Origin of the sequence: Brumicola pallidula DSM 14239 = ACAM 615, from assembly GCF_000428905.1 — a bacterium.
GTDB classification, from domain to species: Bacteria; Pseudomonadota; Gammaproteobacteria; order Enterobacterales; family Alteromonadaceae; genus Glaciecola; species Glaciecola pallidula.
Window position 1 is genome coordinate 1 of the sequence record NZ_AUAV01000017.1, and the last position, 24,758, is coordinate 24,758.

22 protein-coding genes are annotated in these 24,758 nt (G+C 41.8%); 15 read left to right on the top strand and 7 right to left on the bottom strand.

Annotated features, from left to right (window positions below; all coding sequences use genetic code 11):
• Together G399_RS0107760 and G399_RS0107765 are read left to right on the top strand one after the other, a co-directional pair.
• Positions 1-441: RNA-guided endonuclease InsQ/TnpB family protein (locus tag G399_RS0107760; RefSeq protein ID WP_026843565.1), on the top strand; the 441-nt coding region annotated here is incomplete at its 5' end.
• A gap of 526 nt (positions 442-967) precedes the next feature.
• Positions 968-1,336, top strand: a complete 369-nt coding sequence (locus G399_RS0107765) for a hypothetical protein (protein WP_006011439.1) — start codon at positions 968-970, stop codon at positions 1,334-1,336.
• A 347-nt stretch (positions 1,337-1,683) separates the two neighbouring features.
• Here G399_RS0107765 and G399_RS0107775 read toward each other — a convergent pair whose 3' ends face one another.
• Positions 1,684-1,998 (bottom strand): DUF1840 domain-containing protein, encoded by a 315-nt coding sequence (locus G399_RS0107775; protein ID WP_026843566.1) that lies wholly within the window; start codon positions 1,996-1,998, stop codon positions 1,684-1,686.
• A gap of 402 nt (positions 1,999-2,400) precedes the next feature.
• Here G399_RS0107775 and G399_RS0107780 point away from each other — a divergent pair, with 402 nt between their 5' ends.
• Entirely contained in the window at positions 2,401-3,447 is a 1,047-nt protein-coding gene (locus G399_RS0107780; protein WP_006011443.1) for an NAD(P)-dependent alcohol dehydrogenase, read from the top strand.
• A gap of 65 nt (positions 3,448-3,512) precedes the next feature.
• On the opposite strand, the gene G399_RS21240 is transcribed toward G399_RS0107780, so the two are convergent.
• Positions 3,513-3,743, bottom strand: a complete 231-nt coding sequence (locus G399_RS21240; protein ID WP_051288514.1) for a hotdog family protein — start codon at positions 3,741-3,743, stop codon at positions 3,513-3,515.
• Positions 3,744-3,902, bottom strand: coding sequence for an acyl-CoA thioesterase (locus tag G399_RS21585; RefSeq protein WP_006011446.1), 159 nt, complete (start codon positions 3,900-3,902; stop codon positions 3,744-3,746).
• Positions 3,903-4,106: 204 nt separating this feature from the next.
• Between G399_RS21585 and G399_RS0107790 the strand changes: the two genes are divergently transcribed.
• The 3 genes from G399_RS0107790 to G399_RS0107800 all read left to right on the top strand — a co-directional run bounded on the left by G399_RS0107790 (position 4,107) and on the right by G399_RS0107800 (position 6,768).
• Complete coding sequence (locus tag G399_RS0107790; RefSeq protein WP_006011449.1) at positions 4,107-4,370, top strand: hypothetical protein; 264 nt, start codon at positions 4,107-4,109, stop codon at positions 4,368-4,370.
• 140 nt (positions 4,371-4,510) lie between these two features.
• On the top strand, positions 4,511-5,104 hold the full coding sequence (locus G399_RS0107795; RefSeq protein WP_006011452.1) for a GNAT family N-acetyltransferase: 594 nt from the start codon (positions 4,511-4,513) through the stop codon (positions 5,102-5,104).
• 257 nt (positions 5,105-5,361) lie between these two features.
• Positions 5,362-6,768, top strand: coding sequence for a gluzincin family metallopeptidase (locus G399_RS0107800; RefSeq protein WP_006011455.1), 1,407 nt, complete (start codon positions 5,362-5,364; stop codon positions 6,766-6,768).
• 308 nt (positions 6,769-7,076) lie between these two features.
• Here the strand turns inward: G399_RS0107800 and G399_RS20390 are convergent, their stop codons facing one another.
• Positions 7,077-8,402, bottom strand: coding sequence for a dicarboxylate/amino acid:cation symporter (locus G399_RS20390; protein ID WP_051288516.1), 1,326 nt, complete (start codon positions 8,400-8,402; stop codon positions 7,077-7,079).
• Between the two features lie 135 nt (positions 8,403-8,537).
• Between G399_RS20390 and G399_RS0107810 the strand changes: the two genes are divergently transcribed.
• Positions 8,538-10,721, top strand: coding sequence for an Ig-like domain-containing protein (locus tag G399_RS0107810; protein WP_026843567.1), 2,184 nt, complete (start codon positions 8,538-8,540; stop codon positions 10,719-10,721).
• A gap of 57 nt (positions 10,722-10,778) precedes the next feature.
• Here G399_RS0107810 and astB read toward each other — a convergent pair whose 3' ends face one another.
• A complete protein-coding gene (gene astB, locus G399_RS0107815) occupies positions 10,779-12,116 on the bottom strand; it encodes an N-succinylarginine dihydrolase (protein ID WP_006011462.1) in 1,338 nt (445 codons plus the stop codon).
• Positions 12,117-12,429: 313 nt separating this feature from the next.
• Here astB and topA point away from each other — a divergent pair, with 313 nt between their 5' ends.
• On the top strand, positions 12,430-15,072 hold the full coding sequence (gene topA / locus G399_RS0107825; RefSeq protein ID WP_006011464.1) for a type I DNA topoisomerase: 2,643 nt from the start codon (positions 12,430-12,432) through the stop codon (positions 15,070-15,072).
• Positions 15,073-15,081: 9 nt separating this feature from the next.
• The gene (locus G399_RS0107830) at positions 15,082-15,636 is read left to right on the top strand and encodes a DUF2058 domain-containing protein (RefSeq protein ID WP_006011465.1); all 555 of its coding nucleotides are present in this window, start codon (positions 15,082-15,084) and stop codon (positions 15,634-15,636) included.
• Between the two features lie 102 nt (positions 15,637-15,738).
• Here the strand turns inward: G399_RS0107830 and rne are convergent, their stop codons facing one another.
• A complete protein-coding gene (gene rne, locus G399_RS0107835) occupies positions 15,739-18,978 on the bottom strand; it encodes a ribonuclease E (RefSeq protein ID WP_026843569.1) in 3,240 nt (1,079 codons plus the stop codon).
• A gap of 620 nt (positions 18,979-19,598) precedes the next feature.
• Between rne and rluC the strand changes: the two genes are divergently transcribed.
• Together rluC and G399_RS0107845 are read left to right on the top strand one after the other, a co-directional pair.
• The gene (rluC, locus tag G399_RS0107840; protein WP_006011470.1) at positions 19,599-20,546 is read left to right on the top strand and encodes a 23S rRNA pseudouridine(955/2504/2580) synthase RluC; all 948 of its coding nucleotides are present in this window, start codon (positions 19,599-19,601) and stop codon (positions 20,544-20,546) included.
• Positions 20,536-21,171, top strand: coding sequence for an HAD-IA family hydrolase (locus tag G399_RS0107845; RefSeq protein ID WP_006011472.1), 636 nt, complete (start codon positions 20,536-20,538; stop codon positions 21,169-21,171). The genes rluC and G399_RS0107845 overlap by 11 nt, the downstream gene beginning before the upstream one ends.
• A 146-nt stretch (positions 21,172-21,317) precedes the next feature.
• Here the strand turns inward: G399_RS0107845 and G399_RS0107850 are convergent, their stop codons facing one another.
• The gene (locus tag G399_RS0107850) at positions 21,318-21,941 is read right to left on the bottom strand and encodes a Maf family protein (RefSeq protein WP_006011473.1); all 624 of its coding nucleotides are present in this window, start codon (positions 21,939-21,941) and stop codon (positions 21,318-21,320) included.
• 111 nt (positions 21,942-22,052) lie between these two features.
• Between G399_RS0107850 and yceD the strand changes: the two genes are divergently transcribed.
• Genes yceD through G399_RS0107870 form a run of 4 tightly spaced genes read left to right on the top strand, consistent with a single transcriptional unit; the run spans position 22,053 to position 24,756 of the window.
• On the top strand, positions 22,053-22,574 hold the full coding sequence (gene yceD / locus G399_RS0107855) for a 23S rRNA accumulation protein YceD (RefSeq protein WP_006011474.1): 522 nt from the start codon (positions 22,053-22,055) through the stop codon (positions 22,572-22,574).
• Positions 22,575-22,585: 11 nt separating this feature from the next.
• A complete protein-coding gene (gene rpmF, locus G399_RS0107860) occupies positions 22,586-22,756 on the top strand; it encodes a 50S ribosomal protein L32 (protein WP_006011475.1) in 171 nt (56 codons plus the stop codon).
• Between the two features lie 14 nt (positions 22,757-22,770).
• Positions 22,771-23,793: a phosphate acyltransferase PlsX gene (plsX, locus tag G399_RS0107865; RefSeq protein ID WP_026843570.1), complete on the top strand. Its 1,023-nt coding sequence runs from the start codon at positions 22,771-22,773 to the stop codon at positions 23,791-23,793.
• Positions 23,794-23,796: 3 nt separating this feature from the next.
• A complete protein-coding gene (locus tag G399_RS0107870) occupies positions 23,797-24,756 on the top strand; it encodes a beta-ketoacyl-ACP synthase III (RefSeq protein ID WP_026843571.1) in 960 nt (319 codons plus the stop codon).
• Positions 24,757-24,758: the final 2 nt, after the last annotated feature.

Below are 24,758 nucleotides of genomic sequence, written 5' to 3' on the forward strand. Positions count from 1 at the left end.
CAACGCGCTAATAATAAAGCGCGTGTAAAAGCTATTCACGCAAAGATTAAAAATCGCAGAAAAGACACTCTGCATAAATACAGCCGCAATTTAGTGAATGAAAATGCGGCAATATTCGTTGGTAACGTCAGTAGCAAAAAGCTTGTAAAAACGAAGATGGCAAAATCCGTTTTAGACGCAAGTTGGTCGGCACTTAAGGTAATGTTGGAATATAAATGCGCTCACGCAAACATTATTTTCGAAGAAGTTAACGAATCGTACACCACCCAAACATGCTCGTGTTGCGGCTCACGCCTCAACAGCCCAAAGGGTAGAGCCGGTCTTGGAATAAGAGAATGGACATGTGAGTGCGGTGTCACTCATGATCGCGATATCAACGCGGCACGGAACATTCTTGCGGTCGGACTAGATCGTCTTGCAGAAGAAAAGGTCGCAGCATAGCGCTGCCCTAGTCTTTGAGCTGTAATAGCTCTTAGAATCCCCTTGCTTTAGCTGGAGGAGAAGTCAAGCTTTATAAAGTTGTTCTGCTTTGGCTGCACAAATTTAAACTTATCAAACACAATTTTTCAACTTGAGATACATGCTGGCGCGAAATACTCAGAATTTTGAAGCGGAAGGAAGCGGAAGAAGACGACTTTGCTGTTGCTTTTTTATAACTTCATTGTATCGATTTCACAACTAAGTAAGTCAGAATATGCTAAGCCATGTTCAGTGAAGTATTGCAGGCTGCTACTACTTCTAGGTAACCTAAAATAGACCACTTACTCCATATTTGGATTTGTCGTATCTTCATGCTGGGGTATTAAGTGTATACATAAATTTCGACTTAATACCGTGTTGGCAATTAACCTTATATCGCAAATAAATAAACAGAATGTGGCTTCGGGTAAGGCAAAGTAGGTATGACTATGAAGTCACTTTTATAATTTTTATTACATAATAAAAATGACTCAATAGGGAATACAATGTGTCTAATCAACAAGTTAACACTGAAAAAATCATACCCAAAGAAAGTATAAAAACCAAGTTGAATCGCCCGTATCCTCTACTTAGGGACCAAGCAGATAAGGTATACACAAATGCCGCTAAGGAGCATTACTCTAGCGAAGACTTAGAACGACTCATCACCCAATTACAGGTTGGTAAAAGAGGCTTCTTTGAAGATAAGGATCATCAATTCACGGTTATTCTAAAGGGCGTCTTATGCCTCGCTGACATCAATACAAGTGTGGCGCAATTCGTATTTAATCAATATCCTTTTGTTGAATCTCATATAAAAAAATCATTCAGAAATTCGAAGGAATGGCACGCAGCTCAGCTAATTCGCAGGCAGTAATGCGCCGTATTGTTAAACATTACGCGTTCGGAGAGAGGATTAAATTAGATTACATCGGGGAGTCCACGATTGGTTTGCCAAAAGACATTCTCAAGACACAGAAGCAAAATGCGACTATGTTGATTCGCTTCATTACCTTTATCATGGTAATTCAGATAAGTACTTGAAAAACTTGCTGTCCATTACCAACTCAATTAAAAAGCAAAAGTTGTCCAAAGGTATTTGAATTACTGAACCTGTAATTTGAAAGGAGGGCATCTGTCTTATTCTTTCCAGAAAAAGCCTTTGCCGATAGACTTTATTAGTTCATCGCTACCCTAGGTTCAAAGCACAATTGCGAATGTCAACTAGCTGTTATCAGCCCACATTACATAAGACTTATCCTGAACTGCTGTTTGCAACATCTTAATTAAAGGCAAAGCACGGTGATGGAGACTGACAGGAGTCACTTCCTCATTGTCATCTGCCGGCAATTCTGGTTCGGTTACTTGTTTTGCTTCCTCCATTGCAGCCTCTAGAACTGCTAACGCAGCAGGAACATCTTCTGCGGTTAACGCACTGGGAATGGTACCTCTGTGCCCCATCAGTTTAATTAGATGAACCGCTATATCCCCAAACATTATTATATCTGCAGATGACCGACTGGAAAAGGTTACTAGCATGTTTATATCCTCATTGTTTATGGTTGTATTTAGTAAAGCGAATTAACCTCAGCATATGCTAACTGAGGCTTGGCTAAATTTTTCTCGACCCAAGTATACTTGTGGATGCATTTTAAAGAAGAGTGGATTGAATTTGTTATCTACTATCGTTTTCTAAAAAGGGTAGCATACCGTAAATAAACATTTCAATATAGACGCCGCCATTTAGGTACAAATTCGGCCCACGTGTTCCTTAATAGATGAGCTTAACTCGATGCTAGCTAAGTAATTATTTTAAATTCAGGTGTCAAAGCGCAAACATTATTTGGGCTTTTTGCGAATATTATAGCTTGTCAGTTTACATTTAGAACTCATGTACCATACTGTAGGTGATATAGTTTTTTAGGAGAAAATGGAGTTATTATGAAGACAACAGGATATGCAGCAAAAAGCGAAGGATCTGAACTCACAGAGTTTTCCTTTGAGCGCCGCAGTTTACGAGATAATGATGTAGAAATTGAAATTCTATACTGTGGTGTTTGTCATACAGATCTACATGTCGTGCGAAACGATTGGGGTGGCAGTAATTACCCATTAGTACCGGGACACGAAATTGTAGGTAAAGTAATGTCGGTAGGTGGCGGTGTCACAAAATATAAGCAGGGCGATACGGTCGCTGTTGGTTGCATGGTCGATTCATGTAAAAGCTGTGACCAATGTGATAACCACGAAGAACAACTTTGCCGCGAGGGCATGGTTGGAACCTACGCAGGTAAAGATAGAATAAGTGGCGAGATGACTCAAGGTGGTTATTCAAAACATGTTGTTGTACGCGAAGAGTTTGTGCTCTCCGTTCCTCAGAGCCTAGAGCTTTCGCGCGTTGCACCACTATTATGTGCAGGTATTACTACGTATTCTCCGCTACACAAATGGGGCGTCAAAGAAGGCAGCCGTGTTGCAGTCCTTGGCTTAGGTGGACTTGGTCACATGGCGGTTAAAAATGCGGTCGCTATGGGAGCAACCGTGACCGTAATTGGTCGTAGTGAGTCTAAAAAAGAGGATGCTATTAACTTAGGCGCGCAACATTACGTAGTGTCAACAAATGATGATGAAATGAAAGATTCGAAGTCTGCATTTGATTTAATCATTGATACGATACCTGTAAAACATGATTTGTCAATTTACACACCTCTGCTTGATATAGACGGTACGCTTGTTATTGTTGGTCAAATAGGTCCTGTTGACGAAGTCAACACAGTGCCATTGTTAATGGGTCGACGCCGTATTACGGGCTCATTAATTGGTGGTATTAAAGAAACGCAGCAAATGCTTGAGTTTTGTGGTGAAAACAACGTATTACCAGAATGTGAAATGATCAATATTGACGAAATCAATACAGCGTATGAGCGAATGGAACGCTCTGATGTTCGCTATCGTTTTGTTATTGATATGGCGTCGTTAAACGCATAATATTTCAATGAGCAATTGATCGCTAAAGCCAGCACTGCTTAGTAGTGTTGGCTATTCAACAGCCCCTAATCAGAAATCGCCTGAGGATGCCTGTCGGCTTGATACCGCGCCACGGCATCAAGCGTATATTGCGGCGTAAGTGATCCGCTTTTGCTAATCACCAATGCCTTAGGGGTGCCCTGGGCCATTAGTTTATCGCCTTTATAAAAGTGATGACTGCAGTAAAAATATTTTTCATCAAAGTCCGTGATCTCCATGTGAATGTCTATTTTTGCAAACACTTTAATAGGGCGCATTTAGGTCATGGTATGTTCGGCAATAATCGGCGACCATTTATGTTTGAGCATTAAGCCGGCAATGCCAGAGCGCACAAAAAAGTCTACTCGAGTCAAATCACATAAGGTTAAATAACGACCGTTATTCACGTGCATGTTTACATCTAGGTCGTTGGGCATGATGCGGATGCTAATGCTGTTTTTTTAGTAGCGCCGGGGTAATAATGTCGCGCCGCAATGCATTTAGAACCACAAGTATTAATCTAAAATAAAGATTCATTTTTTTCCTATTATTTATTCGTGTTTTATATTCATAAGGCTTTGCGCGCTGAATAAGAGCTCATTTTACATAGCGGTTACTTGATTAAGCGTTGCTCATTATCGATGTATTCATGGTGCCTCCTGGGTGTCCAGCAAACCGCGACTGCGGAGCATGCCCAAGCAGATGTAAAGGCCTTATTTTTTGCCAATGTTGATTGGATTAGCCAGCAGCCGCAGTGGGCCCAATACGTGTTTCATCACCGCCCCAGTAGCAAAGGTCCTGGTCAATCCAAACTTAATGGTAAGGATGATAGCAGACGTGAAGTCCCACTCATTGATTATCGCGATTCTTTTGCTGAGGCCGCTTGGTTAAGCATTAAAAAGTAAGTTGTCTGTTCGTTTATCACTGCTAATATTAAAGGGCCTAATAAAACACAGTTAAACTACATGAAATTTTTGAGGAATGGGGAAACATATCTAAATATCGTATTTTTCTGCACCCTCGTTATACTTAAAAAGGAACGCGGATGAACACTGATGATATTAATTACTACTTAGGGTTACCTGAAAGATATAGAGACTGCGCTGTTGATTTATACGACGAAGCTTTTGGACAAAAATTTGCTGTAGCAATACCCTCGAGAGAAAAAAGAATCATTTTCTTAAGGAAATGTTTTACGCTCGACTATGTGATCGGTGCTATTTATGACGATAAGTTAATCGGCATAGCAGGCTTTCAAACCCCAGAGGGTTCTTTAACAGGCGGTATAACGTATCGCGAATTACTTTCTCAATTAGGATTCATCAAGGGAAATTGGGCTGCGATCATTTTTGCCCTTTACGAAAGAAAGGCTGTTTTTAAAGAATTAATTATGGATGGTATAGCCGTTCACTCTGATGCAAGAGGAAAAGGCGTAGGGAGTTACCCTCTAAAGGAAGTGGCAAAATATGCCAAAGACCATCAATTTAATACCGTCCGTTTGGACGTTATTGATATAAATACCAAAGCTAAAATACTATATGAACGAATGGGATTTAAGTCTGTTAAAACAGAATCCTACCCATATTTAAAATGGTTACTTGGCTTTAGTAGTTCAACCACAATGGAATTAACCGTGTAATTTCAAGCTAACAATAGAGTCAACAAGGACTAAAAACAGCGAGCAGTTCGCTGTGAGCCATTTTAGCCAGCAATTATTTGCCTCTTATAGAACAGTGGGATGGTAACCTCTGTGTCAGAGTGATGTAATAGACTTTGATTTTACAACATAACTACTTATAGGACTCCCAAAAAGGGGCCTACATTTATTAAGCTGTAAGCGAGTAATTCTTCAGTTATACTTTGCGTAGACAAATCAAAAGACCTCTGGTAGACAGTATGAATTCGAATGCGATAGGCTTCATTAAAGATGGTTGCCACATACAAACAAATATAAACATATCCCGTGTGAATTTAACTTTGTTTGCACTAATTATCCTTAGCCTTTGCGTTTCTTGCTTGGTTCAGGCTGCAAATTCAGATTCAGATTTCCAATATGCTCCTGTCTCATTTCAAGACGAAAACACGACCTTCGTGCCGGTCGACATTAGCCAACAGAACGTTTTTTGGTCGGTTTCTGACGATCTTTCCTCGGTTCAGGCGCGATCTGAAACAATTTTTTCTATTCAAGAAAGGGGCTCTCCGTTTCTCCTCTTAAATCCTAGCACAACAGGCGCTTTGGTTTCCAATAGTGGTAAAGAGCCCTTTGAAATTAAAAAAATGACCGCTTCGCCTTTTTCGAAAAGTAATTTTTACTATATTGATAAAGTGCTTGAACCGGGAACTTACGTCGTGCAGTTTCAATATAGTTTTATTCCAGATTTGAAGATGTCTTCTTTTTTGCCAATACAATATAACGCACATGCTTTTGGTGAAGCTGGCATACCAAGCAATTACGTCTACGATCATTTCAAACTTACCCTTGATATTACGATAAACAGTCAAACTTCAAATAAGTATCAGCTGATAACGAATGGCTCGGTGACAACGGGCGATAAGCCCAATACATTCCATGCACAATATCCCTCTCACTTTACCAGCATGAGCTTTTTTATCGATATTGTTGAAATAAGTAAAGTGATTGAAAGTAAGTTTGAAGAAACATCCATTGGCAGTAACAAGGTTGACGTTCTGATATATGGCACTTGGAGTGAAGTTGCGGTACAGGCATATAAGGAGCTAATTGATTGGGAATTCAATGAAATAGAAAAGGTTTTCGGCCCGTATCCGTATTCCTATATTATTTTAAAAACGTTTGGGGCAGAATCGCCTACCAACCTTGCAGGTGCCTTCGCGGGAGCAATGCTAATGCCGATTGACTATACTATGGAAATTTTTCATGAGCTAGGCCACAGTTGGTATATGCAAAATATATCGCCGGCGCAAGGCGATGACATGTGGCTTTACGAAGGGATAGGGATGTGGGCACCCAGCTATCTGCCCGCAGGAAAAGAGAACCGAGAGCCACAATTTAATCAATATATTGACCTCTCTGCAAACCCGTACTCCCTGTCTTCGACGAAATACATGCATGACGTTGGTCCGGCGATCCTGTCTGAAATTCATAGTCAGCTTCAATGCAAAGGTGGGTTGCTAAAATATCTCAAAAAAATCTACGAATTTAAAATGAGAGATGGGGGTATACATAATCGCACGCTTTCTACAAAAGAATTTAAGTTGCTGTTGGAGGAGCTTTCCGGAGAAAATCTAGATGAAATTTTTAGTTACTACTTCAAGAATTTTTGAGGAAATACCGCACGTTCTCGCATCGTTAAAAGTACTGCTATCTGGTGCAAAAACGTATTCATTGAGGCTTGTGGGATAAAATAGAACAAACCAGTACCCCTTCTTTTTTAGTAAAAGTGATGCTTAAACACAGAATCATAAGCCAAATACATCAGATGAGGTGGCGTGTTGTGTGAGGTCGTAGATGAAGAGTCGGTTCGACTACATAAAACCAGAGCAGTTAGGGTCTCGTTTTATACTATTCGTTACATTGACCTGCAAGGCTCATGAGATCCGACAAAGCCTTGCTTTTAGTCAACTATACCTACTTATTCTATGACGCTCTTTTTGTGTGCAAGTGTTCTGTCGTTATACATATCTTCATCTAACTCGCCTTCTGTCTTCGCAACGATAGTCGCAATAGTGCTGTCACCCGTTACGTTTACGACGGTGCGAGTCATATCAAGTAAACGGTCTATACCGATAATTAATGCGATACCCTCCACAGGTAAATTAACCTGTTGCAGTACCAATGCGAGTAATATCAATCCAACACCGGGTACGCCAGCGGTGCCAACCGATGCTAGGGTCGCTGTCATTACAACCATCAGCAAATCGACGGTTGATAAATCAACGTTATAAACTTGAGCAATAAACACGGTAGCTATACCTTGCATAATAGCCGTACCGTCCATGTTAATAGTCGCACCCAGTGGCAGAGTAAAAGAAGCTACTGAGCGACTGACGCCGAGTTTTTGTCTGGCTGTCGCCATTGTTAACGGCAGTGTCGCGCTGCTGCTTGCAGAACTAAATGCAAACATAGCGACTTCTCTCATTTTAAATAACAGGTTTGCAGGATTTAGGCCTGTAGTTATTTTTAGTAATAAAGGATAAACAATCACTGCGTGCAATATTAAGATGAAAAGAACATTTATAAAGTAGTTAAAAATAGCAAAAATTGCGCCTGAGTCTACTGTTGCCGATAATTTTGCCAACAAACAGAAAACCCCATAGGGCGCGAAATTCATTACAATGGTCACTATCTTCATAATGACTTCGTTGAGGTCGTTAAAGGAAGCTGCCATGCGCTTGCCTGCTTCTCCAGCGTATGTCAATGAAATACCAAATAAAATAGCGAACACAATAATCGGTATCATTTGTCCTTCTGCCATGGCGCTTATTGGATTACTTGGCACCATGTCAATGATGACTTGAACAAAGCCTGGTGACTCTGTTGCTACAAACTCGCTGGTTTCAGTGGGGGGGTTAAATCCTTCACCTGGTTTGAAAATTAATGCAGAGGTCATAGCAACAATAACGGCGACAAATGTCGTGAACATATACAGTGCAATTGACTTTCCACCCAAGCGTCCCAACTTTGAAGGGTCGCTCAAACTACTTGTTCCACATATTAATGATACGAAAACTAAGGGCACCACGAGCATTTTCAACGCGTTGACAAAAATCTTGCCCCCCGCATGAAATATACCATCTACGAAAAATCCATACGTAGAAAACGTCATTGAGAATATATTGAAATCAAGATCTCCTATAAGATAGTTTGCAACTTGCAGGAGAACACCTATCAGGATTCCGGCGCACATGCCGATAAAGATCCGAGTGGTTAAACTTAGTTTTGTGTTGTCGGTGGACATTTATAGACCTTTTTATTTTCGTTATATGTCTGTATACCCAAAGACTACCAATTCTTGAGTCAAAGCTAAACATATTTTGTTTTGGTGACCTGTTAATTGGCTAATTTACTAGCGAGAACTCAGTAGGGTATTTAAATGAAGGCGTTAATAAAATTTTTAGTAATGTGCACCACCTCTATTATGCTTTTTGCATGTGGTGGCGGAGGTGATTCTTTAACTAGAGATGGCGGTGGTGTTATAACGACACCTGACCCTGATCTGGTCGCCACTTATTCGGTAGGTGTGAGTATTGCAGATAATCAGGGCAATGCAGCGAACGAGTTGAGTGAAGGTAACCCATTAACTATCACGACAACATTAACCGCTACCAATGGTGGTATTATTAATGACGTGTTGGTTACTTTTTCTCTAAGCCAAGCAAATTTAGCAACATTTAGTAATGACACCGCAACAGCATTAACTAATGCTGACGGTGTCGCTGTTATTGGCCTTGAAGTCGGTAGTTTGCGTGGTGACGGTGTTGTTAGCGCAACTATAGAAGCGGGGGCATCAGGCACTGTAGGATTTAGCTCCGCAGGTATTCAGGAAGTTCAAGTAGTACCGGCATCCTTAGAATTGTTTGCAACACAAGTGCAAATGGCTTCCAGTGGTGATGACAAGGTAGAATTGATTGCGGTTGTCAAAAATGAACAAAACGTCTTGTTAGAAGGCGTAGTGGTTGCATTTTCTGCGGACGCGGGTTCATCAATAGAGAGCGTTTCAGGCTCGACAGGGCCAGATGGAAAGGCCACCGCGACATTAACGACTGAGAATAATCGCAGTAATAGAGTGATTAACGTTACAGCGAGTACAGCATCATTAACTGACTCGTTGTCAGTAGATGTTGTTGGTACAGAAATTAACATCAACGGTGCTACCTCGGTGATTATAAATGACCAGGCGCCAATTACATTTAACTTGGTCGATTCGTCAGGTATCGGTATATCGGGGCAGCAATTAACGCTTTCAACCGATGTTGGTCAGTTAGATAACGTTGCTCCAGTTACCGGTGCTAATGGTCAAATTACGGTTAACTTTACCGCGACTTCATCAGGTCAAGGGACCATTAGTGCTTCAGCATTAAATGCCTCCGGTTCGTTACAAATGACAGTGCAGCAAGATGATTTTTCATTTTCGTCATTGCCCGATGCAGATGTTCCTCTGCAAACGGATCAAAGCCTTTCAGTTCGTTGGTTCAAAAATAATGCCGCATTTGTAGGCGGCTCAGTTACGATAACAACTTCTCGTGGCATTATAGCAACACCAACAGTGACGACAAATTCGGCGGGCACTGCAACCGTCATTATTCGGTCCGAGTTTGCAGGTCCAGCCTCAATTTCAGCGTCAGGTACCGATGCAGATGGTAACAACGTTACAGCGCGAGCAAATATCGAGTTTATTGCTACGCAAGTTGAAAGCGTATTTGTTGATGCTACACCTGACTTGATTGGTCCAGAAGGACAGACCAGCACTATTAGTGCTGTTGTCCGTGATCCAAGTGGCAATCTAGTAAAAGGTAAAGTAGTTGATTTCACTCTAATTGATTCTAACGGTGGCAGCATTGAACCAAACAGCGCAACCACTGGCAGTGACGGAATTGCTTCTACTGTATACACATCAAATGCGGTTAGTCCAGAAGATGGTGTAACCATACAAGCAACAGCAGACAGTGTCGTGGGGCAGGTTGATTTAACCGTAGGTGATAGAGCATTTGATATCTCGATCGGAACCGGTAATGAAATTGAGGACCAAGACCCTTCAACATACCTAAAAGAATTTGCCGTGTTTGTGAGTGATTCCGTTGGTCGCCCAGTTGAGAATGCTGCTTTAACAGCTTCAGCAACGCCAATAAAGTTAGTTAACGATGGTTCCTACAGAAAGGGTGTATGGATTTGGGATACTGATAATGAAATATGGATTGCGACCACGACAATAGAGTGCGCAAACGAAGATCTTAACAACAATGGTCGTTTGGATGCAGGTGAAGATACCAATAATGATGAAGAATTAACACCGGGTATCATTGGTACCATTAGTTTCAAAGACAGTATTTCTCGCACCAATGCTGCAGGTCAAGCAACGCTTGAGCTTAGATATCCTAAGCAGTTTGCCGTGTGGGTAGGAGTAGAGGTATCCGTTTTTGGACAAAGCTCGGGTAGTGAAGCGAGAGATAGCCAGACTTTGACTCTGCCAATTGCAGCCACTGACATTGCTAGTGAGGTAAATCAGCCGCCGTCGAATCCATTCGGCTTTAGTTCAACGTGTACAGATCCAAATTAAAATAAGTTAAATTAAATAGAAAAAACCGCTAAATTTGACTTTAGCGGTTTTTTTATACTAATTTTGGAACCGATATACGCTCCCAAGGTGTAAAATTTGAGTCAGTTGGTCAAGTGCCGTACGCGATTCTATTAAGAGTTGTGGGTCGATTAAATCAGCAACATGTAACTCATCGCGATAGTGCTTGTTAACCCATTCACATAGTCGGTTATAGCTACTTTCATTAATGAAAGTATGTGGATTTACTTTGTTCTTTTCGACTTCTGTCATGGCTACTCTGAGCCTCAAACAAGCGGGTCCACCACCGTTTTGCATACTCTGTTTTACGTCGAAATAATGTACTTCTTTTATGGGCGTTTTTAAAGTGACGAGTTTTGCTAGATAGGCAGATACCACAGCATTATTTTCACATTCTTTTGGCGCAATGATTGCCATGTTTCCATTAGGTAGGCGAATAACTTGGGTATTAAATAAATACGTTTTAACTGCGTCGGCAACAGATACTTCATTGTCGGGTACTTCAATAAAATGAAAATCGTCTGAACCGAATTTCTTCAGTACTTCCGTCTGCATTTTTTGCGTGTTTAAGAAAGCCTGTTGATGATAAAATAAGACGTTTTGGTTACCCACAGCGATAACGTCATTGTGAAAAACACCGGCGTCAATAACGTCCGGGTTTTGCTGTGCAAATACAACATTATTTTCGCTTAAACCATGCAATCGTGCGACAGCTTCACAAGCCTCGTAGGTCTGTCGGGCTGGGTATTTTTGTGGCGCTGGTTTTGACTCATCAAAGGCATAGCGACCAAATACAAACAATTCGACACCATTACCACCATATTCTTGACACAAGCGGGTGTGATTTGCAGCACCCTCATCACCAAAATGTTCGTTGTCTGGCAAATGCTCGTGATGCGCGAAATAGTCTGGATCTGCAAACGTCGCTTTTAATATATTACCGGTTATTTGAGGCTCCAATGAACGATGATACTTGTTGGTTAAATTGGCCGGCGTAAAGTGTATTTTAGCATCGCCAGTATCGCCGCTGGGTGAGACTGTTGCTGCGTTTGCTGTCCACATGCTAGAGGCTGAGCAAGAGGCTAAAAAAATATGCGGTGCCTGCTTATACGCTTGCTGCATTACGTTGGCATCGCTACCGCTAAATCCAAGTCGGCGAAGTGCGTATATGTCAGGTCTTTCTTGTGGTGCTAGAACGCCTTGTATCATGCCCATATCAGCGAGAGCTTTCATCTTTTGGAGACCTTGCAATGCCGCTTGTTTCGGTTTACTTGCCACATTAGCGTTACTTTTCGATGCTACATTGCCGAAAGATAAGCCAGCATAATTGTGAGTAGGACCGACTAGACCGTCAAAGTTAGCTTCAAATTGCTTCATTTATACATCTCCAATAGTTGCCTTGTGTGTGCTTAAGCCAGCTAGGTTTGCTGAGTACAAGCAGATAAAGGATAGTGTTAGTTGAGCGAATTACACACGAAGTATACGCAATTTTTTTAACATGCCAATTCATAAATATGAAAAAGTCATAAAAAACAAAGAGTTTAGTCATTTTTAAAATATAAGTATGTGGAACAACTTGTTTTCTATTCACTTTGTAGATATATGTTAAAAAGGAAATTAATAACATTGTTAATCGCGTTAGACGCTTTTTATAAATAAATCACTGTATTTCATAAGGTTCTTTCCATAAATGGGTAAATCACTGGTAATAGTAGAGTCACCGGCCAAAGCGAAAACAATAAATAAATATCTAGGTAAAGATTTTATTGTTAAATCGAGCGTTGGGCACGTGCGAGATCTTCCAACTAAGGCATTAGGGAGAGTTGAGCCTAAAAAACCAGCGAAAGAACTAAACCAGTGGACGGAAAAAAAGAAAGCTGCATACCTAAAGGATTTCGAGTATCAGAAACTCGTTGACCGCATGGGGGTTGATCCAAAACAAAATTGGATGGCGCATTATCAAATTTTACAGGGTAAAGAAAAAGTTGTCGCAGAATTAAAGAAATTAGCCAAAGACGCTGACACCATTTATCTGGCAACGGATTTGGATAGAGAGGGAGAAGCTATCGCTTGGCATCTGCAAGAGCTGCTAGACAGTAAAGGCAAAACATTTCAACGAGTCGTGTTTAACGAAATTACTAAGAACGCAATACAAGAGGCTTTTGCAGACCCCGGCGTGGTTAATATTAACCGGGTAAACGCGCAGCAAGCACGTCGGTTTTTAGATCGTGTTGTTGGTTTTATGGTGTCTCCTTTATTGTGGAAAAAAGTTGCTCGTGGTTTGTCTGCAGGCAGAGTGCAGTCAGTCGCTGTGCGTCTTGTTGTTGAACGCGAACGAGAAATTAAAATTTTTGTACCAGAAGAGTTTTGGGATATTCAAGCGGACCTAACTACGCAATCTAAAGATGCATTGAACATGTTAGTTGCAAAGCACAAGGGCGTTGCATTCAAACCGGTCAATAAAAACCAAGCTGATGTCGCAGTTAGTGCATTAGAGTCTGCTGAGTACACCGTTGCTAGCCGCGAGTCTAAACCAACACAAAGCCGTCCTTCAGCACCTTTTATTACCTCAACACTGCAGCAAGCAGCGAGTACTCGCCTTGGATACGGCGTAAAGAAAACCATGACAATGGCGCAGCGCTTATACGAGGCTGGGCATATTACGTACATGAGAACTGACTCGACTAATTTGAGCAAAGACGCTGTGGAAGGTTGTCGCCAATATATTCAGAAGAATTTTGGTGTTCAGTATTTACCGAACGATCCACTCATTTATGGAAGCAAAGATGGCGCTCAAGAGGCACATGAAGCCATCAGGCCGTCGAACGTTGCCAACAAGGCAGATTTACTCAAGGAAGTTGAAAGAGATGCTCAGCGTCTCTATGAGCTCATTTGGCGACAATTTGTTGCATGTCAGATGACACCAGCAAAATATGATGCCACTACGATTCGAGTTGAAGCCAATGGCTATGAACTAACCGCAAAGGGCAGAGTGTTATTATTTGATGGCTGGACTGTGGTGCAACCGCAAATAAAACGCAAAGGTGAGAATGAACTTCTGCTACCGAACGTGAAGCAGGGTGACAAGCTCAAGCTAATTGAATTGGATCCTAAACAACACTTTACAAAACCGATTGCCAGATTTAACGAAGCATCATTGGTTAGAGAACTTGAAAAACGCGGTATTGGTCGTCCTTCAACTTACGCAAGTATCATCTCTACTATTCAAGACCGCGGCTATGTTAAATTGGATAGTAAGCGCTTTTACGCCGAAAAAATGGGCGAGATAGTCAACGATAGATTGGTTGAAAACTTCTCCGATCTCATCAGCTTTGATTTCACCGCCAAGATGGAGCAGCGATTAGATGATATTGCGCATGGTGAAACTAAATGGAAGAGCGTTTTAGATGATTTTTATTCTGAGTTTTCAGAACAACTAGAGATTGCAGAAAAACCCGTGGAAAATGGTGGGATGAAGCTGAATCAGCCCGTTCCTGTGGATATTGAATGTAGCAAGTGCTCGCGTGAAATGAATATGCGTACCGCTAGCACAGGGGTTTTCTTAGGCTGTTCAGGCTATAATTTGCCGCCTAAAGAAAAGTGCACCAATACGATGAATCTAACGCCTGGGGATGAGGTAATTAAGGTTGAAGATGAAGAAGAATTAGAAACTGAGGTATTACGCGCTAAACGTCGTTGTGACAAGTGTGGCACCGCGATGGACAGTTACTTGGTGGATGAAAAACGCAAGCTACATGTGTGCGGTAATGCACCCACATGTGATGGTGTTTTTGTTGAGCAAGGAACATTTAAAATAAAAGGCTATGATGGACCTATTATTGAGTGCGACAAGTGCGGCGGTAATATGGAACTTAAAAATGGTCGATTTGGCAAATACTTTGGTTGTACCAACGAAGAATGCAAAAATACGCGTAAACTTTTACGCAGTGGGGAAGCTGCTCCGCCGAAAGAAGACCCTGTATTTTTACCAGAATTAGAATGCGAAAAATCAGAAGCGCATTTTGTATTAAGAGATGGCGCAGCGGGGCTTTTCTTAGCCGCTCATACGTTCCCTAAATCACGCGAAACACGAGCGCCACGAGTTGCAGAGTTAGCGCGTTTTAGAGATCGAATTTCACCTAAGTTTTATTATTTAGCTGATGCACCAAAAGCGGATCCAGATAAAAATCCGTCGATTGTTCGATTTAGTCGCAAAACCAAACAGCAGTATGTGATGTCAGAAGACGATAAAAGTAAAGCAACTGGCTGGTCTGCATGGTATGAAAAGGGTAAATGGGTTGTCGACGATAAACGTAAGAAAGCGAAAAAATAGAGAATAATAATGGCATTATCGTTACAAGAACAGCTGCTTAAAGCAGGTTTGGCTGACAAAAAAAAATCAAAGAAAATTAAGCAGGAAAAGCATAAACAGGTCAAAGCAAAGCAGCGCAATAATCAAGAAATAGAAAGCGACTCTAAAAAAGCGGCGGCGGCTGCGCTGTCAGCCAAGCAGGAGAAAGATCGATTACTTAGCCAAGAGCAACGTAATGAAAGATTGCGCAAAGAGATTATTGCGCAAGTTGTCAACTTAATAAAAGTTAACGCACAACCTCGTCGTAAAGGTGATGTTGTGTTGAACTTTACTGACAATAACCTTGTTAAACGCATGTATGTTGATAAAAACATGCATAAACTTGTTACACAGGGCCGTTTGTCGGTTGTTAGCTGTGAATCTGATGTGTATGAGTTGGTGCCAACACCTGTTGCCGACAAGATCAAGGAGCGTGCTCCTGAGTCTGTGATATATCAAGCAACAGAACTACCAGACGATAAAGAGAGCACAGAAGATAATGATTGGTATGCTGACTACGATATTCCTGACGACTTGACCTGGTAGCTAATATAAGCAGCTCAATGTTGTTGGCAAGTTACTCTTTCATTAAGCAAAAAAAAGCAGAATCAATTGATTCTGCTTTTTTGTGTCTGCCTCAAATCAGCATTATGAACCAGAAGTGGTATTCTTCATCGGTGAACTAGCTTGCGACTTTGAATTCGCAACAACCGCTGACTTACCGCCAAGTCCAACATTACCTCTAAGATCGTCAGAAATAACGTGAACTATTTGTGGTTCCGATGGCATATCGACTTTTGCCGGTGTTGCCATAGGGTGAGACGCAGTCTTAACTGCAACCCTAACATAAGGAACTCGAGCCTTAGTTTCTTTTGCTTTAGTTTGAGCTTTTACCGGCGTTGCTTCTACAATTGCTGTTGGCGTTGCTTCTGCAGTTTCAGTTGGCGTTGCTTCAACAGTTGTTGCTGGCGCTGCTTCAACAGTTGTTGCTGGCGCTGCTTCTACAGCAGCTGTTGGCGTTGCTTCTACAGCTGTTGCTGGCGCTGCTTCAACAGTTGTTGCTGGCGCTGCTTCAACAGCTGTTGCTGGCGCTGCTTCAACAGTCGTTGCTGGCGCTGCTTCTACAGCTGCTGTTGGCGCTGCTTCTACAGCTGCGTTTGTCGCTGCTTCTACAGTTGCTTCTGCATTAGTGATGACAGTTGCTGTAGAAGTTACGCTAGCATCTAGCTCAATTTCCTTTTGAATAGGCTCAGGAGACGCTGTTTTTGAAGCTACTTTAGCACTTTGTGCGTCGCTTGGCTGGCTAGACGCGCTAGCAATAGGCTCGTCAAATTGCAATTCATCTTGCACCGAATTAGCATCATCAGCATCGTCTGAGGTGGTTTTCTCGTCCTTATCTTTCTTGCGACGTTGACCTGCAGCTCTAACGTGTCTTGGTGAACGTCGCCCTCTGCCACGAGGTGCTTCTGTTTCGCCTTTAGATACGTTGTTATCGTCAGTAGTGCTGACATCTGAGGTGTTAGCGTCTGAGGTGTTAGCGTCTGAGGTGTTAGCGTCTGAGGTGTTAGCGTCTGAGGTGTTAGCGTCAGTATCTGGTGACGCTACGGTTGTTGATGCTACTGCGACTTGGTCAACCGCTTCAACATCTACTGGTGCCTGCACTATAGCATCTGCAACGTTTGTTACCGGCTTATTTTCAAGGTCATGTTGCACAGAATCGTTGGTTTTGTTCAACGGTGATTCTTCAGCTTGATTTCCCGGCGCTGGCGCAGGGGAATCGTCATTGACGCGCACAGTATTTCTTGTGTCTCTGCGCTTTCTTCGTTCAGCTGGTGCTCGCTTCTTAGCGGGCTTAGGCGTTGATGAAGTGTCCGGTGTTAATTCAACACTTTCTTGTGGCTTTTCATCTTGTTTTTCAGGTGCTGTTTTACGCTGCTCGCTCTTTTGATGATCTGGACGATCATTATTGTTGCGACGCTTACGATTATTAGGACGCTCACCTTGTGGCTTATCTTGGCGCTCTGTAGAAACTTCAGATGTATTTTCCTTACTAGTTTCCTCTGTACTGGTACCGTCAGGACGATTTCCTCGAGGATTATTTCTACTGCGCTTATTTTGGTTTCTATTTCTATTGTTATTGTTATTGCGACGCGGCGGCACTGCCACCTCAGGTTGCTTCTCTTCTTCTTCAAAAAGTGATTTAAACCAAGCAATAGTTTTGGTAACAATAGAAGGTTCAACCTTCTCAACCTTCTCAATTTTCTCAACCTTTTCGGTTGGAGCAGGCGCTGGAGCGGCTTGAACCGGAGCAGTCATACCCGAAATCGCCGGCTCTTCTCGCACAACTACTTTAGGGGCCGTTGTGTCAGCAGCAGTTTGCGGTACCTGAGCTAACTCAATATTATAGCTAATATCATCAATTTTATCATCCGGACGTCGACGCACAATTTCATAATGCGGTGTTTCGAAGTTAGGATTTGGAATAATCAATAATTCAACGTTATGACGAGTTTCAACGCTCAGTAATGCATGTCGCTTTTCATTAAGCAGATAAGTTGCTACGTTAATCGGCAACTGCGCTTCAATTTGCCCTGTATTGTCCTTGATGCTTTCTTCTTCGATAATACGTAAAACAGAAAGTGCAAGAGACTCTGTTCCGCGAACAGTGCCATGGCCGCTGCAACGCGGACACACATGGTAGGCAGACTCACCTAACGACGGACGTAAACGCTGGCGAGACATTTCGAGTAAACCGAAACGAGATATGCGACCAAGTTGAATGCGAGCTCTGTCAGGTTTGACTGCGTCTTTCATTCTGTTTTCAACTTCACGTTGATGTTTAACTGGAGTCATATCGATAAAGTCGATAACAACTAAACCACCTAAGTCACGTAAACGTAGCTGTCTGGCAATCTCATCAGCTGCTTCTAAATTGGTATTAAACGCAGTTTCTTCAATATCACCGCCTTTAGTCGACCGGGCCGAGTTAATATCAATAGAAGTTAATGCCTCTGTTGGGTCAATAACAATAGAACCACCAGAAGGTAATCTAACTTCGCGTTGAAATGCGGACTCAATTTGACTTTCAATTTGGTAGTGACTGAATAACGGAACGTCGCCTTCGTAAAGCTTAACTCGACTAACAAAATCAGGACGAACCAACTCAATGTGCGCTAATGCTTTTTCAAAAACAGCAGGGTTGTCGATCAGTATTTCACCAATGTCTCTGCGTAAGTAGTCTCGAATAGCGCGGACGATGACGTTACTTTCTTGATGAATTAAAAAAGGAGCAGGTTTAGACTCTGACGCCTTCATAATGTTAGACCAGTGGTTGACTAAAACCCCCAAGTCCCATTGTAGCTCTTCATATGATTTGCCAACGCCAGCAGTACGCACTATTAAGCCCATACTATCAGGTAATTCTAATTTACCTAGTGCATGCTTCAGGTCAGTTCTTTCATCGCCTTCAATTCTTCGTGAGATGCCGCCAGCACGAGGATTGTTAGGCATTAACACTAAATAGCTACCTGCAAGTGAAATAAAGGTTGTTAACGCAGCCCCTTTTTGGCCTCGCTCTTCTTTATCTACTTGAACAATAACTTGTGTGCCTTCTCTAACAACATCTTTAATGTTGGGACGGCCCTCAAGTTTATAACCAGATGGAAAGTAAGTTTTTGCAATTTCTTTTAGTGGAAGGAAACCGTGGCGGTCAGCACCATAGTCGACAAAAGCAGCTTCTAAGCTTGGTTCAACACGCGTTATTGTACCTTTATAAATATTTGCTTTTTTCTGCTCGTGGCCGGGGCTTTCAATATCTAAATCGTAGAGTTTCTGCCCGTCTACAAGGGCTACACGCAACTCTTCAGATTGAGTTGCATTTATTAACATTCTTTTCATTGTATCTAACTCAGTATAGGAATAGTCCTAGTAGATACAGTTTTGAATTAACTGTTTTACTGAGCCTCACGGCTGAGTTAAATTGTCCGTTGATGCGATATCGGAAATTACAAGTTCTTGTTTATTATCATATTTATAAACTTTCATTGCACTAAAAATCCAACAACCCTTTAAAATTTAGGGCTTCCTTTACAATCTTTTAAACTAATGAGCTTACCTCACTAGCGTTAATTCAAATCTGTTCAACAGTCTATTTACCTGTTTAATTTAACCTTGTTGCATTTATTTTTGAATGCAGTGCATGTCTTTCCTAGCACTCGTTATCAAGGCGCACATTCATTTTTTTAAAACTGAATGTTGGTAATTGGTGTCGTATATCGCCCGCGAATACTCATTTTGGCATGTAGGGCTGACTTGACAGTTTCTCTATTTTGTAACAAGTCATTGACCTGTTGTATTGTTGCCAATAGATGGATACTGTCGCACCGAGTAGTATTATTGCTTATATTGCGCTGATAAACAAGGGTAGGTAAGTGAAATACAGTTTAAAAAATTCAGAAAAACAGTGATTTGCATGCGTATTTGATCCAAAGGTGAGATATAATGGTCAGATGAATGAAGAATATAATAGTGTGCAATCGCTGGAGATTGATGAAGACAATCAGTTTCAGCGTATAGATAACTTCTTAACCAGCAAACTCAAAGGCGTTCCGAAAAGTATGATCTATCGGATCGTCAGAAAAGGCGAGGTAAGAGTAAATAAAAAACGAGTTAAGCCGGATTACAAATTAATGATAGGTGATGTCGTGCGCGTCCCTCCGGTGCGCACAACGGTAAAAGAGCAAGTCAACGTTAACTTAAACCGCGTTTCTACATTGGAAAGTCACATCATATTTGAGGACGACCGCATTATTGTATTCAATAAGCCGTCGGGGCTCGCTGTGCATGGTGGAAGCGGGCTTAATTTTGGTGTTATTGAAGGATTGAGGGCGTTGCGTCCACAGCACCAGTTTTTGGAGTTAGTTCATCGCCTAGACCGAGATACGTCCGGTTGTTTATTAATAGCAAAAAAGCGTTCAGCTCTGAGGGATTTGCACGAACAATTGCGCAGTAGGCAAGTTGATAAACGTTATCATGCGCTAGTGGTCGGAGAGTGGCCAGCGGATTGCTTTAAAGTTCTTGCGCCATTACAAAAAAATGTACTCAAAAGTGGAGAAAGACTGGTCTCCGTTTCTGACCAAGGAAAAGCCTCTGAAACACGCTACCGAATTCTGCAAAGTTATGCGCGCTCTACGTTAATCGAAGCGAGTCCTGTAACAGGCAGAACACACCAAATTCGTGTGCATTGTTTACATGCAGGGCACCCGATTGCGATGGATAGTAAATACGGCGATGACGAATTTGATGCGCATTTAAAGAAGTTGAAGTTTAATCGGTTATTCTTGCATGCAAAAAGTCTGTCGTTCAGGCATCCGGTCAGTCAAGACCGGCTTAAGTTTGAAGCTGACTATGACAGCGCACTAAGCAAATTATTAGCGAAGCAAAGCCATGAAATTTGAATATATCATTTTTGACTGGGACGGCACAGTGATGGATTCAGCAGCTAAAATTGTTGCTTGCATGCAGAAGGCCGCTGAATTAGCGCAAATCGAGGTCCCGACAACAGCTCAAGTTGAGCACATCATTGGTATTAGTCTGCACCCAGCTATAAAGCAGTTATTTTCAATTGATGATAAAAAAGCGGATGAGATCGCTACGCATTATAAAAGTGTGTTCCTTGAACAAGATAAAATTGCCAGTCCGTTGTTTGATAAAGCCACTGAGACGCTAATTCATTTAAAGCAGAGCGCAAGGTTAGCCGTGGCCACGGGTAAAGCGCGTCGAGGATTAGAACGTGCTTGGAAACATACAAATACAAAACATTTCTTTGAATTATCGCGCTGTGCAGACGAAGCAGAATCGAAACCAAGTTCTGATATGTTGGTGCAAATAATTAAAGAATGGAACATTGAGCCGCAACAAGCATTAATGGTAGGTGATACCATTTACGATATGCAAATGGCTGAAAAAATTGGGATGCCCAGAGTCGGGGTTTCCTATGGGGTGCATGACAAGGCGGAATTGCTAAGACATAAGCCGCTGAGCATCATTGATAGCTTTGACATGATGAAAGTATTTGTTTAGTTAATCCCAACTATCTAACTTGCCCCTTGTACTAATTCGGGTTCACTTTACGTCGCTATAAATAAGTCACTATAAATAGATAAACTCACATTTCGCATAACCTTGAATTAAATAACGCCTGGCGTGTTAATTTAAAACCATGCACATCAGAGCAGCAAAATATTAAAACCAATATTAATTAGCATTTTATTTAACGCGATTAGTGGCAGTCCTATGAGTGTGTTCGGATCAGTAGATTCAATTTTATCAAACAGGGTGATGCCCAGTCCCTCTGCTTTAAAACTGCCTGCGCAGTCTAATGGCTTTTCAATGTTAATATAGCTTTGTATTTCACGCTGACTAAGTTGTCTAAACGTGACGTCAACATATTCTGAAATTATTTGCGCGTCATGTTTTGGCGAAAGGCAGCATAAACCAGTTACAAATCGGACTGATTTACCAGAACAAGCGGTTAATTGATGTATTGCGTTACTAATGGAATTAGGTTTCGTTAGAACGTTAATAGTAGATAAGCGACTACCTTTTTCCTCTTCCTTTATATACGCAACTTGGTCGGAACCAATAATCGTTGATTTGGGAAAGGATTTTTGAATGGCTAGGGCTTTTTCATAGCTGAGTCGTTCCACTAATGTCGATGGTGTCTCGCCATTGCGCCTTGACTCATCAATATTAGGAGACTGAGTGTTGAATTGATGGCCCAATTTTGCTAATTGTTGCTTGCGATATGGCGAAGAGGAGGCGAGTATTAAGCCGTGATCAAATACATTCATGCTGACTAGTTCCTAAATTATTAAAATAAAGACAAGCATTCTAGCTATATTTTGTTCCATTCGCCTAAAATCTTTGACTCAACGCTGGTAAACCTTTAGAATGCGCGCGCTATGGATAAAGTGAAACTACCCCAATTAATAGATCCGCTGAAAAGTGCGATGAAGCGTTCAACCTACGTTGGCGTTTATTCTACCTCTTTAATGGAGCGATTGGTCGGGTCTGTAATTTCTTGTGATGACCTTGTTTTCGTGGATATTAAGTTTTTAAAAGACGCGCAGAGTCTTACTTATTTTCAAGGAACAGCGAAAGCGCAAGTGACCTTACTTTGCCAGAGATGTAACCATGAATTTTCTCATTCAATTAGCGTTGATTTTTGTTTTAGTCCCGTGCAGGGCACTGACACAGAGGAAGAGTTACCAGAAGCTTTTGATCCAGTAGAGGTTAATGACCATGGAGAGATCGATTTACTTCAGTTAATTGAAGACGAGTTAATTTTGTCACTACCTATTGTTGCACTTCATGCAGAAGAAAATTGCAGTATAGGACCTGATGATATGACATTCGGAATAATCGAACCGGAACAAGAGCGTAAAAACCCATTTGCGGTTTTAAAAGAACTTAAGCGAGACTAGGAGTTTAACCTATGGCTGTACAGAAGAATAAAAAGACACGTGCACGACGCGGCACGCGTCGCTCACATGATGCATTAACAGGCGCAACTTTATCAGTTGATCAAACGTCTGGTGAAACTCACCTTCGTCACCATGTGACGGCGGATGGTTTTTACAAAGGCAAAAAAGTTATTGCTGTTTAATCCGGCTATAACAGTTGTCTAACGTAAAAATTGCATTAGATATCATGGGGGGCGATCACGGCCCCCATGTTCTTTTACTTGCTGCACGAAATTCCCTACAAAAATTACCTAAATTACAATTAACTATTTGTGGTCATGCTAGCGCATACGCCCAATTTAGTGATGATCTAGATGTCAAAACACGCTTGCGCGTCGATTTTGTTGACTGTGATGAAGTCGTTACCATGACTGACAAGCCGACTACGGCACTTCGCAAAAAAAAACGATCCTCTATGCGCAAAGTCATCGACTTAGTCAAATCAGGTGACGTTCAAGCTTGCGTAAGTTCGGGTAACACCGGAGCGCTAATGGCAATAGCGTATTACGTTCTCAAAACGCTACCAGGAATATCGCGGCCCGCACTTATTTCTTGGCTGCCCAAAGGCCAAGGTAAAAAAGTACTCCTTCTCGATCTTGGTGCATCGGTTAACTGTGATGCAGAAGGACTATTTCAATATGCAGTAATGGGATCTGTTTTAGCTGAACAATGTTCGCATATCCATGAACCCAAAGTTGCCCTACTAAATGTGGGTCAAGAAGATATAAAGGGAAATACACTGGTCAAGCATGCAGATCAACTGCTACGTGATTGTCCAAGCGTTAACTATATTGGCTATGTAGAAGGCGATGAAATTTTTTCTGGTGACGCTGATGTCGTCGTTACTGACGGTTTTACCGGTAACATTGCGCTAAAATCGAGCGAAGGTATTGCAAAATTAGTTATCAATGAAATCAAACAAGCGACAATAGAAACATTTTTCGCACGATTATTAAGCAAATTAGCCTTGCCGTTACTGAAAAAACTTTATCAACGTATCAACCCCGACCAGTATAACGGCGCCAGTCTGATAGGATTGCGCGGAATTGTTGTTAAGAGTCACGGGAACGCTTCGGCAGAAGCTTGTTATTACGCAATAAAACAAGCTTATGAGGAAGCAGAAAATGCAGTTCCAGACAAAATAAAAACAAAAATAGAATCAGTCTTGATGGAGCATTAATTGATATATTCACGATTTATAGGAACGGGTAGTTACTATCCAACTGATGTGCGTTCAAACGCAGATCTGGAAAAAATGGTTGAGACTTCAGATGAATGGATTATAGATCGTACCGGCATAAAAGAACGTCGGATAATTGGCAAGCAAGAAACTGCCGCGACAATGGGTGCTGAAGCATCCATAAAAGCGCTAGAAGCAGCAGGAATTAACGCGAGTGATCTCGATATGATCGTTTGCGCAACCACTAGCGGCCGTTATGCACTGCCAAGCACAGCCTGTGAAATTCAAAAAATCCTCAACGTAGACAACATTCCCGCTTTTGATATTGCTGCAGCGTGTGCTGGTTATTGTTATGCATTGAGCGTTGCCGACCAATATATAAAAAGTGGTATGGCAAAACGAATTCTAGTCATCGGTACTGATTGCTTGAGTCGCCTTATTGATCCAGCAGATAGGTCGATGGTTATTTTATTTGGCGATGCTGCCGGTGCTACGATTATAGAAGCGAGTGAAGAGCCGGGTATTCTCTCCACGCATATTAATGCAGCGGGTTCACACGGTGATTTGTTACGCATCGGTAATCCAACGCGCGGTGATGAGCAATCGGTGCATGAAAATTGGGGTGAAATGAAGGGCAATGAGGTGTTTAAAGTTGCGGTAAGAAAGTTGAGTCAAGTCGTAATCGAAACGCTTGAAGCCAATAACCTTGAAAAATCAGACATCGACTGGTTAGTGCCGCACCAAGCCAATTTTAGAATTATCAAAGCCACTGCTAAAAAGTTAGATATGTCACTTGATCAAGTCGTAATGACGCTCGAGAAATATGGTAATACATCGGCAGCGACCGTCCCCACAGCATTAGATACTGCAATACGAGATGGTCGTATACAACGCGGTCAGTACTTGCTGCTAGAAGCCTTTGGTGGCGGCTTTGCGTGGGCTTCGGCACTGGTTAAGTATTAGAG